This is a genomic window from Streptomyces atratus, assembly GCF_040655115.1.
In the GTDB taxonomy this organism is placed as follows: Bacteria; Actinomycetota; Actinomycetes; order Streptomycetales; family Streptomycetaceae; genus Streptomyces; species Streptomyces atratus_D.
Genome location: NZ_JBFAJH010000002.1, coordinates 79,981 through 94,507, shown reverse-complemented (window position 1 = coordinate 94,507; position 14,527 = coordinate 79,981). Strand labels below are relative to the sequence as shown.

Sequence of the window (14,527 nt, the reverse complement as noted above, 5' to 3'; positions counted from 1 at the left end):
GCGGACCATGGCGGCTGCTGGCGGATCCGGGGTGGGGATAACCCGAGGCACCACCCTCCACTCTTCACGCCTGACACTTCGTCAGTTTCAATGGAAGGCGTGGAGGGACACGCAGGCATGGCCGCCACCGCCGTCCGGAACCTCAGGCCCGTCGGCGCCGCCACCACCGCAGAGCCGGCGCCGCTCGATCCGCTGCCGCGCCCGGATCTGCGGGCCGTCGCCGACGACGAGCGACCGCCCGTCGACGCGTCCGAATTCCGCCGCGTGCTGGGGCACTTCGCCAGCGGGGTCACCATCGGTCGCCGAGAACCTCTCCGCCTGAGACCGGTCAGGCACCGTGCGCCCTTCGATGTCCGACCGCGTCCGGCACGTCAGCCGACTCCGCCGGCGCCGGACGGCTCCCGGACCCGTCGGATCACCAGCGCCATCAGCGCCGCCGTCGCGCACAGCGCCCCCGACGTGTACCAGACCATGTCGTACGAGCCGAACACGTCGCGTGCCACACCGCCGAGGAACGCCACCAGCGCCGCGCCCACCTGGTGGGAGGCGAGGACCCAGCCGAAGACGATCGCGCTGTCCTCGCCGTACTGCTCGCGGCACAGCGCCAGCGTCGGCGGGACCGTGGCCACCCAGTCCAGGCCGTAGAACACGATGAAGAAGACCATCGGCGGATGCACGCTCGGCGCCATCAGCATCGGCAGGAAGAGCAGCGAGACGCCGCGCAACGCGTAGTAGACGGCGAGGAGTCGGCGGGCGTCGAAGCGGTCGGTGAGCCAGCCGGAGAAGACCGTGCCGATGATGTCGAAGACCCCGATGACGGCGAGCAGCGAGGCCGCGGCGGTGATGGGCATGCCGTGGTCGTGGGCCGACGGCACGAAGTGCGTACGGATCAGGCCGTTGGTCGAGGCGCCGCAGATGGCGAACGTGCCCGCGAGCAGCCAGAACGGTCCGGTGCGGGCGGCGTCGACCAGGACGCGTACGGTACGGGCCGCCGCTCCCCGGGCGGGCGCCGGCTTCTCGACGTACGCGCCGCCGTAGGGGGCCAGGCCCACATCGGCCGGGTGGTCGCGCATCAGGAGCCAGACGAACGGGACGACGACCAGGGCGGCCAGGGCGACGGTCACCGAGGCCGGGCGCCAGCCGTGCTCCTCGACGATCCAGGCGCACAGCGGCAGGAACACCAGCTGGCCGGAGGCGCCCGCCGCGGTGAGGATGCCGGTGACCAGGCCGCGCCGGGCGACGAACCAGCGGTTGGTGACCGTTGCCGAGAAGGCCAACGCCATCGAACCGGTACCGAGGCCGACGAGCAGCCCCCAATAGACCATCAGCTGCCAGGCCGCCGTCATCCAGACGCTGGCCAGCGCCCCGGCCGCCACCGCGCTGAGCGCGACGACGACGACCCGGCGGATACCGAACCGGTCCATCAGTGCGGCGGCGAACGGTGCGGTGAGCCCGTACAACGCCATGTCGATCGAGACGGCCAGCCCGATCTCCCCGCGCGACCAGCCGAACTCCGTGTGCAGTGGGTCGATGAGGAGGCCTGGCAGGGAGTTGAAGGCGGCGCCGCCGATGATCGTCACGAACGTGACGACGGCGACGATCCAGGCGCGGTGGATGCGCAGGCGGGAGGGTGCGCGGGACGACGTGCGGGCGGCCGGGCGGTCCTCGTCCCGGGCGGCCGCGCTCTCGGTTGTCTGGGTCACGTCACCCAGCATCCGGTCCTGGGGCATGCTCGTACGAGTGGCCGGAGAGACATGGTTCGCAGGGATCGGGCCATGGGCCTTCAGGTCATCGAGATGCAGAAGTCCGAGGAACGGGACCGGCGGAAGCGCTGACGGCCGCGGGCGCGGCCGGTCAAGGAGCCGCCCGGGCAGCCGTCCCGCGGTGCACGGCCCAGGCCGCCCCCGCCCCCACCGCGTACCAGAACAGATCCGGCGCGTTGAACGTCGAGCCCAGCACCAGACGGGCCACGGTGCTGTGCCGGGACAGTTCCCCGGGCAACCCCGTCAGCTGCAGCAGTTCCACCGCCCAGCTGAACGCCAGCGCCGCCCCGGCCACCACCGGCGGCCTCGCGCGGGGGGCGATCAGCACCACCAGGGCATGGATCAGCACGGTGTAGAGCGCGTCCCCGGCGTACTCGGCGAGGCCGCCGGACGCCACCGCCCGGATTCCGAGCCCGGCCGCGACCGTCAGCGCCACGGCCCCCGCCGCGGTTGCCCGGCTCACCCCATCCGCTCCAGGCGGCGGATCGGGCGGGCCACCAGCAGCACGCCCACCACCAGTGCGTTGATCACCGCTCCGGCCAGCAGAACCTCCGGTGCGCCCACCAGGTCCGCGACCGGTCCCGCCAGTGCCCGGCCCGCGGCCAGCATCAGCAGGGAGCCCGCCACGTCGTACGCGTGCAGCCGGTTCAGGGCCTCCGGCGGTACATGCGTCTGGACCGTCGTCGACCACATCACCAGCCAGAACGCGAACACCCCGCCCGCCACGAACTGCCCGACGCCCAGCGCGGACACCGGCAGCCCGAGCCCCAGCACCACCAGGTTCACGCACACCCCCGTCAACGCGATCGCGCCCGCCGCGAGGGGGCGGCGCGGTCTCAGCCGCAGGGCCAGCAGTCCGCCGACCACGCTGCCCGCGCCGTTCACCGCCATCATCACGCCGTACGTCCCCGAGCCGTGTGCCTCGGTGACCTCGACCGCGGTCAGCGGGAGCATCGGGCCGATCACGGTGAATCCGTACACCGTCCAGATCGCGATCACCCCCCACAGCCAGCTGCGCGCCTTGAACTCCCGCCATCCGTCTACCAGTTCGGCGACGAACGTGCCGCGCTGCGTCGCGTCGGACGGCATCGGGGCGAGCCGCAGCAGGAAGAGGCAGACGCCCGAGACCGCGAACGTCGCCGCGTTCGCCGCGTACACCGCTCCGGCGCTCGCCAGCCCGACCAGCAGTCCCGCGAAGGCCGGGCCCGCCATCGTCATCAGCGCCTCCGAGACCCGGAGTACAGCGTTGCCGCGCTGCACGTCCAGCGACACCCGGGGCACGGTCGACGCGACGCCCGGCTGGAAGAGCGCGGCGCCGACGCCGGCCACCGCGCTCAGCGCGTACACCGCCCACAGCGGAGGATTGCCCGTCGCGAAGGAGACGGCGAGCACCGACGCCCCGACCAGCCGCAGCGCGTCGGCGATGATCATCATTCGGCGCGGGGTGAAACGATCCGCCAGCACGCCGCCGAAGAGCACGAAGAGCGCCAGCGGGCCCATCCAGGCGGCCAGCGCGAAGCCGACGGACGAGTGCGGCCGACCGGCTCCCAGCAGACCCGCGGTGAGGGCCACCGGGATCATGCCGTCGCCGAAGAGTGCAGCGGTACGGGCCATGAAGAAGAGCCGGAAGTTACGGTTCCAGAGCTCGCTTCCCGGATGGTCACCGTCCCGGAGCGCATCCAGGGGCGGCAGCTCGGCCGACGAGTCCAAGGGGGACGACTGCGAGGGTGCGTTCGCGCGGGCCGCGCCGGGAATGCACTCGTGCTCTGCTGACTTTTCCTTCACGTCGGTGACATGTATCAGTTTATGGTCTATACCACTAGGGGTAAGGGAGCCCTGCCGTGAAGCACAGAGTCGTCGTCCTCGCCCTCGACGGGCTGCTCCCGTTCGAACTGGGCATCCCCCAAAGGATCTTCGGCCGGGCGCTCAGTTCCGAACCGCATGACAGGGGCCGGAAACTGTACGAAGTCGTTACCTGTTCCGTCCGCCCACCGGGACCGGTCTCCACCGACGCGGACTTCACGATCACGGTCGAGCGCGGCCCCGAAGCACTGGCCACCGCCGACACGGTCGTCATCCCCGCCTCGTACGAACTCGGCCCCGTCTTCGCCGAGGGCAGGCTGACGGACGAGCTCGCCGCGGCGTTCGCGCACATCAGGCCGGGCACCCGACTCGTCTCGATCTGCACCGGCAGTTACGTCCTCGCCGCCGCCGGGTTCCTCGACGGGCGCCCCGCCACCACGCACTGGTCCTCCGCCGACCACTTCCAGCGGCTGTTCCCGCAGGTCCAGGTCGACCCGGACGTCCTGTTCATCGACGACGGGGACGTCCTCACATCCGCCGGGGTCGCCGCCGGCATCGACCTGTGCCTGCACATCGTGCGCCGCGACCACGGCACGGCCGTCGCCAACGACGTCGCCCGCCGCACGGTCGTGCCACCGCACCGCGACGGCGGGCAGGCGCAGTACATCCAGCGCCCCGTCCCCGAGGCACAGTTCGCGACCACGACCGGTGCGCGCGCCTGGGCGCTCGGGCGGCTTGACCGGCCGATCCTGCTGCGCGACATGGCGCAGCAGGAGTCGATGAGCGTACGGACGTTCACGCGCCGGTTCCGTGAGGAGGTCGGGGTCAGCCCCGGGCAGTGGCTGACCCAGCAGCGGGTGGAGCGGGCGCGGGGGCTGCTGGAGTCCACGGACCTGTCGATCGACCAGGTGGCGCGCGAGGCGGGGTTCGGCACGGCGACGTCACTGCGGCAGCACATCCAGGCGGCGCTGGGGGTGTCGCCGACGGTGTACCGGCGGACGTTCCGGGCGACGGCCGGGGGCCGGTGAGGGCGGGCAAGCACCGGTCCCAGGGCCTTTCGGATCCGCAGGGCGGGCCCTGAGGACTGTCCCGTGATCCCTGACGGGACAACCCTCAGAAGACCAGGACCCCGCGCGCCACCCTTCCTTGGTGCGCGTCGTCCGCCGCCTTCGCGAAGTCCTCCACCGGGTCCGTCTCCGTGACCAGTTCGTCGAGCATGAGGCGGCCGGTCCGGTACAGCTCCGCGTAGAGCGCGATGTCGCGCTGCGGGCGCGAGGAGCCGTACCGGCAGCCGAGGATCGACTTGTCCAGGTACATCGACGAGACCAGGAACGACGCCTCCGCCGTCGCCGCCGGGACGCCCAGCAGGATCGCCCGGCCGTGCCGGTCCAGCAGGTCGATCGCCTGCCGTACGCCGTCACCCCGGAAGACCTCGACGCGGCGGAGGAGTTCGCCGGGATCCGGGTCCGGGCCGGGGACATCGTGCTCGTACGCACCGGGCAGGTCCCGGTGTATCCGGCGGGCGACAGGCACGCGTACGCCTATCCGTCACCCGGCCTGTCGATCCGGACGCCCGAGTGGTTCCATGCCCGCGATGCCGCCGCGGTCGCCGACGACACACTGACCTTCGAGATCTTCCCCGCGGAGATCGAGGACCTGTGGCTGGGCGTGCACGCGCTCGACCTGGTCGAGACGGGCATGCTGCAGGGCCAGAACGGGAACCTGGAGACGTTGTCCACAGCCTGTGCGGAGGAGAAGCGCTACGGCTCCCTGCTCTCCGCCGTACCGGAACCGTTCGTCGGCGCCACCGGTACCCCGGTCGCCCTTCTCCGACCGGCCCCGGACAGGAGTGTCCCTGCCTTTACGCGTGATGTGTGACGGCGCGCGACGGTTCGTACGGGCCCACGCTCTGGGCGCCGATGCCCGGACCGTGCGCGCCCGTCTGCATCTGCACCACCGGCGCGCCCCGGTCCACCTCGCACCAGATCCGCTTCCCGGCACCCTCCGGCTGCCAGCCCCAGCGGTCGGCGAGGCCGTCGACCAGCTCCAGGCCGCGGCCGCCGGTGTCCTCGCCCTCCGCGTGCCGCTGCTGCGGCGGGCGGCAGCTGGTGTCGGCCACCTCGACCCGTACGGTCCCGGCCGCCCCCGTCGCACCGAACAGCATGCGCAGCACGGCCGGACAGCCGGTATGGACGACCGCGTTGGTGACCAGCTCCGAGATCAGCAGGATGAGCGTCTCGGCCAGGGGCTCGTCGTCTCTTATCCCGGACACGACCAGTCTCGACCGCGCCCATCTACGGGCCCGCCCGACCTCCGCGGGATCCGGACCGACCTCCAGCTGAACCTGAAGCACCTGCACCGCTCACACCATCCGAACCGGCGGACACATCGCCTCGCGCCTCCTCAGGATCACGGAACGTGATTCCCTTGCACGACAGCATGGTTGACGTACAGTCACCGCAACAAGCGCTTCGGGCATATTCCAGCGCGAAGGAGTACGCGTGGTGCATACTGTGCGACGCGCGTCGCGGGGAGTCGAACAGCACCGCACCGAAGCCGCGGGGAACGCTCCCCGGGCAGGCCCGACGCTTCTGCGTGGAACGCGAGCAGGGCACCTCGTCCGGACCGGAGTCGCCCTACGGGCAACACCCGGATCGCCCGGTTCCAGAACCACTCGCATCCAACGGAGCGTACCCGAGCGAACGGCAACTGCGGCCCGTGACGAATCACGCAACGGACACAAGCCGGTATCGGCGCCGACCGACTGCACTGCGTAACTCCGCAGCGTGAACCTCAGGTGCTTCCCGCGTCACATGCGTGCACTCCGCACAGATCTGTCGCAAGGGCTTCCTCGGCCTCTGCCGCCGTCAGCCACTGCCCGGCCGGCAGCCACGCCCGCTTGAGGTGCAGATGAATGTCCGCCTCCCAGGTGAAGCCCATGCCGCCGTGCACCTGAAGGCAGTCCCGTGCGTTGCGGACGGCCGCCTCGTCGGCGAGCAGCTCGGCGCCCGCGATCTCGGCCGGGTCCATGGTCACTGCCGCGTACACCGCCGCCCGGGCCAGTTCGGCGCGCACCAGTATCCGGGCGCACAGGCGCTTGACCGCCTGGAAGGCGCCGATCGGCGCTCCGAACTGCTCGCGCCCCGGGCGTGCTGGACGGCCGACGCGGCCGTGATCGGACTGCCGGACGAGGAGCGCGGGGCGCGTCTGCGCGGTCGTCGAGCAGCCGGCCGGGGCGGGGGCGTGAACATCCTGAGCGCGAGCGGGCCGGGCTCGCAGCAGTCCGTCCCCCATCTGCACGTACACGTCGTGCCCCCTTGGCCCGGCGACGGGTTCTCGACCTGGCCCGCCGGGCGGTCCGGGCAACGGGTCGACGGCGATCCCATCGGCCGCCTCGCCGAGGCGGTGGCGGCCCTGTGAGGGTGGGGCCGGGTGCGGTCTCGTCGGAGGCCGCATCCGGCCGGTCAGTGGCGCACTTAGAGCCTGTCGGGTGACCTTCGATCGGAGAGCGGACGCGGCATGGTGCGTGCGATTCCAAGGCGCCGAGACGGCCTCGGACGGGGTCTCCCCTGCTCGAACGAAGCTGAGAGCTCGGGGAAGGAGCTACCAGGGCATTTCGGCAACGCCGGAAGCGTGCGTGCCAGGGCGTGGCCGCCCGATCAGAGGTCACCCGACAGGCTCTTACGCGTCCGGCTCGATCACCGTGAAATAGACGGCGAACGCGGCGACCGCGTCGTCCTCGGCGATCCTGCCGTCGTGGTCCGCGTCCAGGCTCCGCGCGGCCAGTCCCGCCGACTCCTCGCTCGCGCCCAGGACCTTCAGCGCCTGCTCCACGGCGGCCACCGAGGCCGCGCCGTCGTCGTCGTTGTCCGCCACGGCGATCGCCGCGCGCAGGAACGGGCGGGCGATCTCCGCGAAGCGTTCGGGGTTGTCGCGCAGCCGTTTCACGGCCCCGCCCACGAACTCCTCACGGGTGACGCGCTGGTCCCCGTCGACATCGGCGATGCCCGCCATGCCCTGCCAGAACGCCTCGGCCCCGGTGTAGAGTGCCTGCCCCTTGTCGGAGCGGGCCGTCGTACCGAATTCGGCGAGCAGACGGGCCGCGGCGGCGTTGAAATCCGCGCGATCGATGTATCCGTTGCCGTCCTGGTCGAAGGCGGCGAAGCGGAAGGCGATCTTGCGCTCATACTCTGCGCTGTCCATGCGGGGAGCGTACGACGCCTGCGGCCATCACGTGTCACGTACGCGCACCACCGGTGTGACAACCTGGTCTTAACGCCGGGTGGCGGGATGGTTTCAGGCCGAAAGCGGCTGGGCTCCGTCGTCGACGGCCGCGTCCCAGTCGGGGTAGACATCGAACAGACGGCGCACGCCGAGGGCGGCGAGCACCCGGTTGACGTGAGAACCCTCCTCCGCGCCGCGGGCCGGCAGGATCAGCCGCAGTCTCCCGCCGCAGGAGCGCATCAGACGGCGGGCCGCGATCAACACGCTGACGCCACTCGAATCGCAGAACTGCACCTCGGAGAGGTCGAGCACCACGTCGTGACGTCCGACGGCGACCGCGTCATGGACGGACTGGCGGACCGCGGGCGACGTCACCAGGTCCAGTTCGCCGCGTATGTGCAGCACCGTCCATACGCCCTGCTCGGTCTCGGCCACTTTCAGAGTCACGCGACTGGGCCTCTCGTTCCGGGGAATCCGGCGATCCGGAAGTATCTGTTCCTCCTCGCGGCTGCCCCCGCCGCACACTCATGAAACACCGGCGCACGGAAGTAGACACAGACGGGTTTCAGGCAGAAATGATCACTTCAGGTCCGATTCCACCACCCCGGAATGTCGCATTCCCCACCATCCAGGGCGTTCGCAGGGGCGTACTTGCCGCAAAGGCTCATGCGGGGCGAGTGCCGCCGACTACATTCGATGTGACGAGGGGTACAGAGCTGGGGGTCCTATGGCGAAAGACGCACCGCCCCGCTGGGACCGCAAGATGCAGCAGCGGCTGGCACGCGGCGAGGCGGCGGCCCTCGGCGAGCTCTACGACCGTTTCGCCTCGCTCGTCCACAGCCAGGCCCACCGGATGCTCGACGACGAGTCGGCCGCCGACCTGGTGACCCGCGAGGTCTTCGGGTACGTGTGGGAGAACCCCGACGCGTACGACCCCAAGCAGGGCTCGATGCGGTCCTGGGTCGCCCGGCTCACCCACCGCCAGTCCGTGCGGCACCTGCGCGCCGCGGAACCGTCCTCGCTCGCGCGGGGCGCGGACGGCGGCGAGGACGACGAACGCGGCGGGGGCGAGGACGCCGCGGCCCGGCAGGAGCTGGAGGAACGGGTGCAACGCGCCACGGCCGCAGCCCGCGCCGACTACATCGTCGCGTCCATGCCCGCACCGCTGCGGGCCGCGCTGGAGCTCGCGTACATCCAGCGCAGGGACTACCGGCAGACCGCGGCCGACCTCGGGGTGACCGAGGACGAGGCCCGCCGTCGGCTCCGGCTCGGGCTGCAGCTGATCTCCACCGCCGGCACCCGCCCGTTCGACGGGTCCGCCCCGCCCGGATACGGACGGACCCTGTGACCGGCGACGACGACGCGAACGGGCGCGACGACGAGATGCGGGGCGCGCGGCGCATACCGGGACCGCGGGCGGCAGCGGACGACTTCGGCCTCGACGCCGTACCCACGACGATCGGGCCCACGACACCTGAACCGGCGGCACCCGAGCCGGAACCGGAATCTCCCGTGGCGCCACCGCAACCGCCCGCCCCGGTGCTCTCCCACCGCGTGCTCAAGGCCCTCCTCGGCGCCTGGGCGCTGGCCGCCTGTTCCGCCGAGGAGACCGAGGCGGTCGAGACGCACCTCACCGAGTGCGCCGCCTGCGCGGACGAAGCGCTGCGGCTGCGCGACGCGGTCGGTCTGCTGCACACCGACCGCAGCCTGGACCTCGACCCGCTGCTGCGCTCCCGGGTGCTCGAAGGCTGTCTGAGCCGTCGCCCGGCCAAGATCCCGGTACCGGGCTGGGCCGTTCCGTACGACGCGGAGACCGCCCGCCTCGACGCGCTCCTCCGTGACATCGGCAGCTCGGAATGGCATGCGCCGGTGCGGCTGAGGTGGTTCGACGGCGAGCGGCAGCTCAACCGCAAGACGACGGTCGCCGGGGTGATCGGCCATCTCATGACCGTCGACGGGCTGGTCGGCACCGCCCTCGGCCTGGACGATCCGCTCGACGGCACCGGCGGACACGGCCGGAGCGATACCGCCCCCGGCTCCGAGCTCCCGCTCTCCCCCAGGCCGCGCACCGAAAGGTACTGGTCGGCGGCCCGACGGCCGCCCACCCGGGCCGTCCGCGAGCCCTGGCGCGACCAGAGCCACACCCTCATCCGCACGGTGTCGTTCGCCGGCTGCGGGGTCGCCGAGCTGTCCGTCTCGTACGGGGACTTCGCCCTCCCGCTGCAGGACGCCCTGCTGGACCGGGCCTTCGAGTGCTGGGTGCACGGTGGTGACATCGCGGACGCGGTGGACTATCCGTACGAAGCCCCGTCCGCCGCCCATCTCCACCGGATGATCGATCTGGCAGCCCGGCTCCTCCCGGCCGCCCTCGCCCGACGCCGCCGGTCCGGGCTCGCGGCGCCCGCCCGCCATCTGGTGACGGCCGGTTCGCCCGGCCGTTCGCTCCACCTGGAGATCGAGGGCTCGGGCGGCGGCAACTGGCACATCGCCCTGGACTCCCCGGCCGCGCTCGGCTCACCCGACCATGCGGTCGCGCAGGTGGCGCTGGACGGCACGGAGTTCTGCCGGCTGGTCGCGGGCCATGTGTCGCCCGTCGACGCGGCGGCCGGACAGGAGGGCGACGTCGAGGCGATCCGCGACGTGCTCTTCGCCGCGGCGTCGCTCAGCCGACTCTAGGGTCCTTCGTTCGGATCAGGCCGGAAGCAGGGAGCGGCCGGTGTCGCCGTGGTGCGTGCGGCCGCAGGGCGGAGGAGAGAGCCCACGCGGAGCGAATGGGTCTGCTCGAGCGAAGCCGAGAGCTACGCGAAGATCACCGTGCGGCGCCCGTTGAGCAGGATGCGTCGCTCCGCGTGCCACTTCACCGCGCGCGCCAGCGCCTGGCACTCCACATCGCGCCCGATCGCGACCAGCTCGTCCGGCGTCACGCCGTGGCCGACCCGCTCGACCTCCTGCTCGATGATCGGTCCCTCGTCGAGGTCGGCGGTCACGTAGTGCGCCGTCGCGCCGATCAGCTTCACACCGCGGGCGTGCGCCTGGTGGTACGGCTTCGCGCCCTTGAAGCTCGGCAGGAAGGAATGGTGGATGTTGATGATCCGGCCGCTGAGCTGCTTGCACAGATCGTCGGAGAGGACCTGCATGTAGCGGGCGAGGACGACCAGCTCGACGTTCTCCTCCCGGACCAGCTGCAGCAGCTGCGCCTCCGCCTCCGCCTTGGTCTCCTTGGTCACCGGGATGTGCCGGAAGGGCACGTCGTACGAGGCGGCGAGCTCGGCGAAGTCCGTGTGGTTGGAGACGACCGCCGCGATGTCGACCGGCAGCGCGCCGATGCCTGCGCGGAACAGCAGGTCGTTGAGGCAGTGGCCGAACTTGCTGACCATCAGCACGACCCGCATCCGCTCCGAGGACCGGTGGATCTGCCAGTCCATCCGGAACGAGTCCCCGATCGCCGCGAAACTGGCCCGCAGCTTCTCCACGGTCACCGGGGCGTCCGCCGAGAAGTGGACCCGCATGAAGAAGAGACCCGTGTCGTGATCACCGAACTGCTGGCTGTCCTCGATATTGCAGCCGGTCATGAGGAGATAACTCGACACGGCGTGCACGATGCCCTTTTTGTCGGGGCACGAGAGGGTGAGGACGTACTGCTCGGGGGTGGTCTCAGCAGGCTGCGGCGCGGTCATGCCCGTAGCGTGCCACACCGTCCCTGTTTCAGGCGGTCCTGGTCATGATGCGGAGCACGTCCAGGGAGCGCGGCGGCGTGTCGGGGTCGTCGCCGTCGTTCGTGGCGAGCAGCACGTGCGCCTCACGGGCGGCTCGTACGGCCTCCGGCCAGCCGTGGTGCTCCAGGTAGGCGGAGACGGGGGCGTCGGCGCCGACCTGGTGCATGATGCGCAGCACCCGCAGCACGGCGACGTCGACGAGGGCCGCCTCGCCGGAGTCGCGGAGGACTGTCCCGACGTATTTCTCGGCGGACCAGTTGTCCAGCCAGGTGTCCTCGACCAGGCGGTACACGGCGTCGGTGACATCGCCGTACCCCTCCCGGCCGGCCAGCCAGCACTCGTGGTGGAAGACGGGATCGGAGAGCATGTGCAGCGCCGAGCGCACGTTGCTGCGCCAGCGCCACCAAGGAACGTCATTGAGCGGCATGCCGCCCATGGTGGAGGAGCGACGGCCGCGACGGGAAGTGTTCTCCGAACCTTGCTGCACGGTTGTCGATCGTACGTTCCCTTCTCCCGGACGTGCACCGGCCCCCGCAATTCACCTGGACGTCACCGAGCGTTGAACGGAGCACACATCGGCGTTACCCCTGGTGCGGAAATGTCGATTCCCATGACCGGATGGCGACGCCTCACCTCCCCCCGCCCCTACACATTCCTCACATGTACGGCGGCGGCCGGGGCATTGCTGATCACCGGCTGCGGTGCGCTCCCTGGGGCCTCGGGGGTCTCCAGGGAGCCCGTCACCGTCGTGACCTGGGCCCCCGACGGCTCCACCGGTCCGAATACGGAGAACATGGCGGGCATGACGGCCATGGCCCGTGCCTATGCCCGCTGGGTGAACAACAACGGCGGGCTCGACGGTCACAAGCTGCGCGTCATCACCTGCAACGAGGAGGACTCCTCGATCGGCGCAGGGGACTGTGCCCGGCGGGCGGTCGCGGAGAAGGCGGTCGCGGTCGTCGGCTCGTACAGCCCGGAGGGCCACTCCTTCATGGGGACGCTGGAGGCCGCCGGGATCCCGTACATCGGGGGCTACGGGGCCTCCGCGGAGGAGTTCACCAGCTACAACTCCTACCCCGTCAACGGCGGCCAGCCGGCGCTCCTGGCGGGCAACGCCAAGCAGCTCGCCCGCGGTTGCGAGCGGGTCTCCCTGGTGCGTCCCGACACGCTGGGCGGCGACGGCCAGGCGTGGCTCCTCAACACCGGCCTGAAGGAGGAGAAGCGGCCCGCGTCCGCCGACATCCGGGCGGCGGAGGCGGCCACGTCCTACGACCAGGCGGCCGAGCAGGCGCTGGAAGGGGCGGGTCCGTCCGGCGGGTGTGTGACGGCGGTGCTCGGGGACCGCACGGAGACGTTCTTCGACTCCTTCCGCCGTCTCGAACCGGCGGAAGGGTCCGTACGGATCTCGTCGGTCCTCGGCAGCGTCGGCCAGCCGCTGATCAACAGCACCGGCGGCCGGAACAGCCCGTTCGAGGGGGCGTACGTCACCGGCTGGTACCCCGAGTCGGGGGATGCCCGCTGGGACGAGATGCGCGAGGTGATCCAGAAGCACGCGTTCGGCGACAACCGGATCGACCCGGACGACACGGGTGTTCAGACGACATGGATCGCGTACACGGCGCTGAAGGAGATCGTGACGGTGATCGACGCCCCGCACATCACCGGCGGCAAGATCACGACCGCCCTCAACAGGGGCGCCGAGGTCGACACCGGTGGTCTCACCCCGACGCTGCGGTGGCGGTACGAGGACACGCTGGGCTCGTCGGCGTATCCGCGAATCGTGAACCGGAAGGTGACGTTCCAAGTGGTGCGGAAGGGACGGCTGGTGGCCGAGAAGAAGGGGTTCGTGGACGTCACGAACACGCTGTCGGAGGCCAGCGCGAAGGGCTGAGTACCCGCGAGCCCCTCCGGCGGTCGCGAGGTGCGGGGGTGCTGCCCCGGTCACGGGACAGCACCCCCGCACCGCTGTCAGAGCTCCGTCGGCGCCCGCCGCGTCAACCCGTACTTCGCCGCGATCGAGTTCCACAGCCCCGACGCCTGCGTCTTCGCCTTGCTCGCCTCACCACTCGCCCGGTCGGCCTGGGCCTTCTCGGGCGTCGGGCGGGCCTGTCCGTGCTTGCACACCTTCTTGCCGTTCTTGGCCTGTGCGGCCCACGCCGCGTAGTGGTCGTCGGCGGAGGCCGACGCCTGCCACGCCGTGGTGAGCGCGGAGGTCAGCTGCGCGTTGTTCGGCAGTTTGTCGACGGTCAGCCCCTGCAGCCGCGTCACCAGGTCGCGGCGCTGCTTGGCCGCACCCTGCAGATCGGTGACCGCCTGATCCAGGTCGGTGCAGGACTTGGTCTTCTCCACGGCCCCGATGACCGCCGCACGGCTGTTGTTGCTGTCCGCGAGCAGCTTGTCGAGCGCCTCGGCCTGTGGCTTCGCCGGGTCGGCCGCCGCCTGCGTGGAGGGCTCCGCGGCGGGCGAACTCGCTGCGGCCACCGGCTGCTTGTCGTCCGTGCCCTTGTCGTCGCCGCCGCTCATCAGCGCACCCGCGCCGAGCCCGACGACGGCGCAGCCGACGACGACCGCGGCGATCAGCGGGACGTGCGACGGCTTCTTGCGCTGCGCGGCCCGGCCTTGCGGCGGCTCGCTGTGCTGCGGCTGGTAGGCCGCCGTGGGCTGCTGCTGCGGCTGGGCGGCGCCCCGGTACGGCGCCTGCCCCGGGTCGAACCGGGGCATCTGCTGGGTGCTGGCGGCCACCGGCTCATCGGCGCGGAACAGGTTGTCGAACTCGGCGGGAGGCTGCCGCTCACCGGGCGCCCCCGGCCTGATGCCGTACGGGGCACCACCGGGCACCGGCGGAATGTACTGGGTCGCGTCGGCGCCGGAGGCCGGCTGCGCGTGGGCGATGAACTGGGTCGCCTCCGCGGCGCTCTCGGCCGGCACCGGCGGAATGTACTGGGTCGCGTCGGCGCCGGAGGCCGGCTGCGCGTGGGCGATGAACTGGGTCGCCTCCGCGGCGCTCTCGGCCGGCACCGG

General features: G+C 71.4%; 13 protein-coding genes and 4 pseudogenes. 6 read left to right on the top strand and 11 right to left on the bottom strand.

Annotated elements, in window-relative coordinates; all coding sequences use genetic code 11:
* Positions 1-117: 117 nt before the first annotated feature.
* A pseudogene (locus AB0I23_RS03385) lies at positions 118-297 on the top strand (flavin reductase); the annotation flags it as partial.
* A gap of 74 nt (positions 298-371) precedes the next feature.
* Here the strand turns inward: AB0I23_RS03385 and AB0I23_RS03380 are convergent.
* From AB0I23_RS03380 to AB0I23_RS03370, 3 genes are all read right to left on the bottom strand, one after another.
* Positions 372-1,703 carry an MFS transporter gene (locus AB0I23_RS03380; protein ID WP_436846868.1) on the bottom strand — a complete coding sequence of 444 codons (1,332 nt, stop codon included), beginning with the start codon at positions 1,701-1,703 and terminating at the stop codon, positions 372-374.
* A 151-nt stretch (positions 1,704-1,854) separates the two neighbouring features.
* A complete protein-coding gene (locus AB0I23_RS03375; protein ID WP_359106411.1) occupies positions 1,855-2,226 on the bottom strand; it encodes a DUF2809 domain-containing protein in 372 nt (123 codons plus the stop codon).
* On the bottom strand, positions 2,223-3,455 hold the full coding sequence (locus AB0I23_RS03370; protein ID WP_359106922.1) for an MFS transporter: 1,233 nt from the start codon (positions 3,453-3,455) through the stop codon (positions 2,223-2,225). The genes AB0I23_RS03375 and AB0I23_RS03370 overlap by 4 nt, the downstream gene beginning before the upstream one ends.
* Before the next feature lie 149 nt (positions 3,456-3,604).
* Here AB0I23_RS03370 and AB0I23_RS03365 point away from each other — a divergent pair, with 149 nt between their 5' ends.
* The gene (locus AB0I23_RS03365; protein ID WP_359106409.1) at positions 3,605-4,594 is read left to right on the top strand and encodes a GlxA family transcriptional regulator; all 990 of its coding nucleotides are present in this window, start codon (positions 3,605-3,607) and stop codon (positions 4,592-4,594) included.
* Between the two features lie 85 nt (positions 4,595-4,679).
* On the opposite strand, the pseudogene AB0I23_RS03360 reads toward AB0I23_RS03365, so the two are convergent.
* Positions 4,680-4,982 (bottom strand): annotated as a pseudogene (locus AB0I23_RS03360) (Zn-dependent alcohol dehydrogenase); the annotation flags it as partial.
* Between AB0I23_RS03360 and AB0I23_RS03355 the strand changes: the two are divergent.
* Positions 4,962-5,444: pseudogene (locus tag AB0I23_RS03355) on the top strand (cyclase family protein); the annotation flags it as partial. The pseudogenes AB0I23_RS03360 and AB0I23_RS03355 overlap by 21 nt on opposite strands.
* On the opposite strand, the gene AB0I23_RS03350 reads toward AB0I23_RS03355, so the two are convergent.
* The 4 genes and pseudogenes from AB0I23_RS03350 to AB0I23_RS03335 all read right to left on the bottom strand — a co-directional run bounded on the left by AB0I23_RS03350 (position 5,428) and on the right by AB0I23_RS03335 (position 8,237).
* The gene (locus AB0I23_RS03350) at positions 5,428-5,925 is read right to left on the bottom strand and encodes an ATP-binding protein (RefSeq protein ID WP_359106407.1); all 498 of its coding nucleotides are present in this window, start codon (positions 5,923-5,925) and stop codon (positions 5,428-5,430) included. The pseudogene AB0I23_RS03355 and the gene AB0I23_RS03350 overlap by 17 nt on opposite strands.
* 434 nt (positions 5,926-6,359) lie before the next feature.
* A pseudogene (locus tag AB0I23_RS03345) lies at positions 6,360-6,707 on the bottom strand (acyl-CoA dehydrogenase family protein); the annotation flags it as partial.
* A gap of 540 nt (positions 6,708-7,247) precedes the next feature.
* Positions 7,248-7,769: an EF-hand domain-containing protein gene (locus tag AB0I23_RS03340; protein ID WP_359106405.1), complete on the bottom strand. Its 522-nt coding sequence runs from the start codon at positions 7,767-7,769 to the stop codon at positions 7,248-7,250.
* Between the two features lie 93 nt (positions 7,770-7,862).
* Entirely contained in the window at positions 7,863-8,237 is a 375-nt protein-coding gene (locus AB0I23_RS03335; RefSeq protein ID WP_359106403.1) for an STAS domain-containing protein, read from the bottom strand.
* Positions 8,238-8,517: 280 nt separating this feature from the next.
* Here AB0I23_RS03335 and AB0I23_RS03330 point away from each other — a divergent pair, with 280 nt between their 5' ends.
* Together AB0I23_RS03330 and AB0I23_RS03325 are read left to right on the top strand one after the other, a co-directional pair.
* Complete coding sequence (locus AB0I23_RS03330; RefSeq protein ID WP_359106401.1) at positions 8,518-9,138, top strand: RNA polymerase sigma factor; 621 nt, start codon at positions 8,518-8,520, stop codon at positions 9,136-9,138.
* A gap of 35 nt (positions 9,139-9,173) precedes the next feature.
* Entirely contained in the window at positions 9,174-10,466 is a 1,293-nt protein-coding gene (locus tag AB0I23_RS03325) for a zf-HC2 domain-containing protein (protein WP_359106920.1), read from the top strand.
* A 122-nt stretch (positions 10,467-10,588) separates the two neighbouring features.
* On the opposite strand, the gene purU is transcribed toward AB0I23_RS03325, so the two are convergent.
* Both purU and AB0I23_RS03315 read right to left on the bottom strand, forming a co-directional pair.
* Entirely contained in the window at positions 10,589-11,467 is an 879-nt protein-coding gene (gene purU / locus AB0I23_RS03320; protein ID WP_359106399.1) for a formyltetrahydrofolate deformylase, read from the bottom strand.
* Between the two features lie 28 nt (positions 11,468-11,495).
* Positions 11,496-11,942, bottom strand: coding sequence for an SCO4402 family protein (locus AB0I23_RS03315; protein ID WP_359106918.1), 447 nt, complete (start codon positions 11,940-11,942; stop codon positions 11,496-11,498).
* Between the two features lie 174 nt (positions 11,943-12,116).
* Between AB0I23_RS03315 and AB0I23_RS03310 the strand changes: the two genes are divergently transcribed.
* On the top strand, positions 12,117-13,397 hold the full coding sequence (locus AB0I23_RS03310; protein ID WP_359106397.1) for an ABC transporter substrate-binding protein: 1,281 nt from the start codon (positions 12,117-12,119) through the stop codon (positions 13,395-13,397).
* Between the two features lie 77 nt (positions 13,398-13,474).
* Here the strand turns inward: AB0I23_RS03310 and AB0I23_RS03305 are convergent.
* A partial coding sequence (locus AB0I23_RS03305; protein WP_359106395.1) for a hypothetical protein occupies positions 13,475-14,527 on the bottom strand: 1,053 nt, incomplete at its 5' end.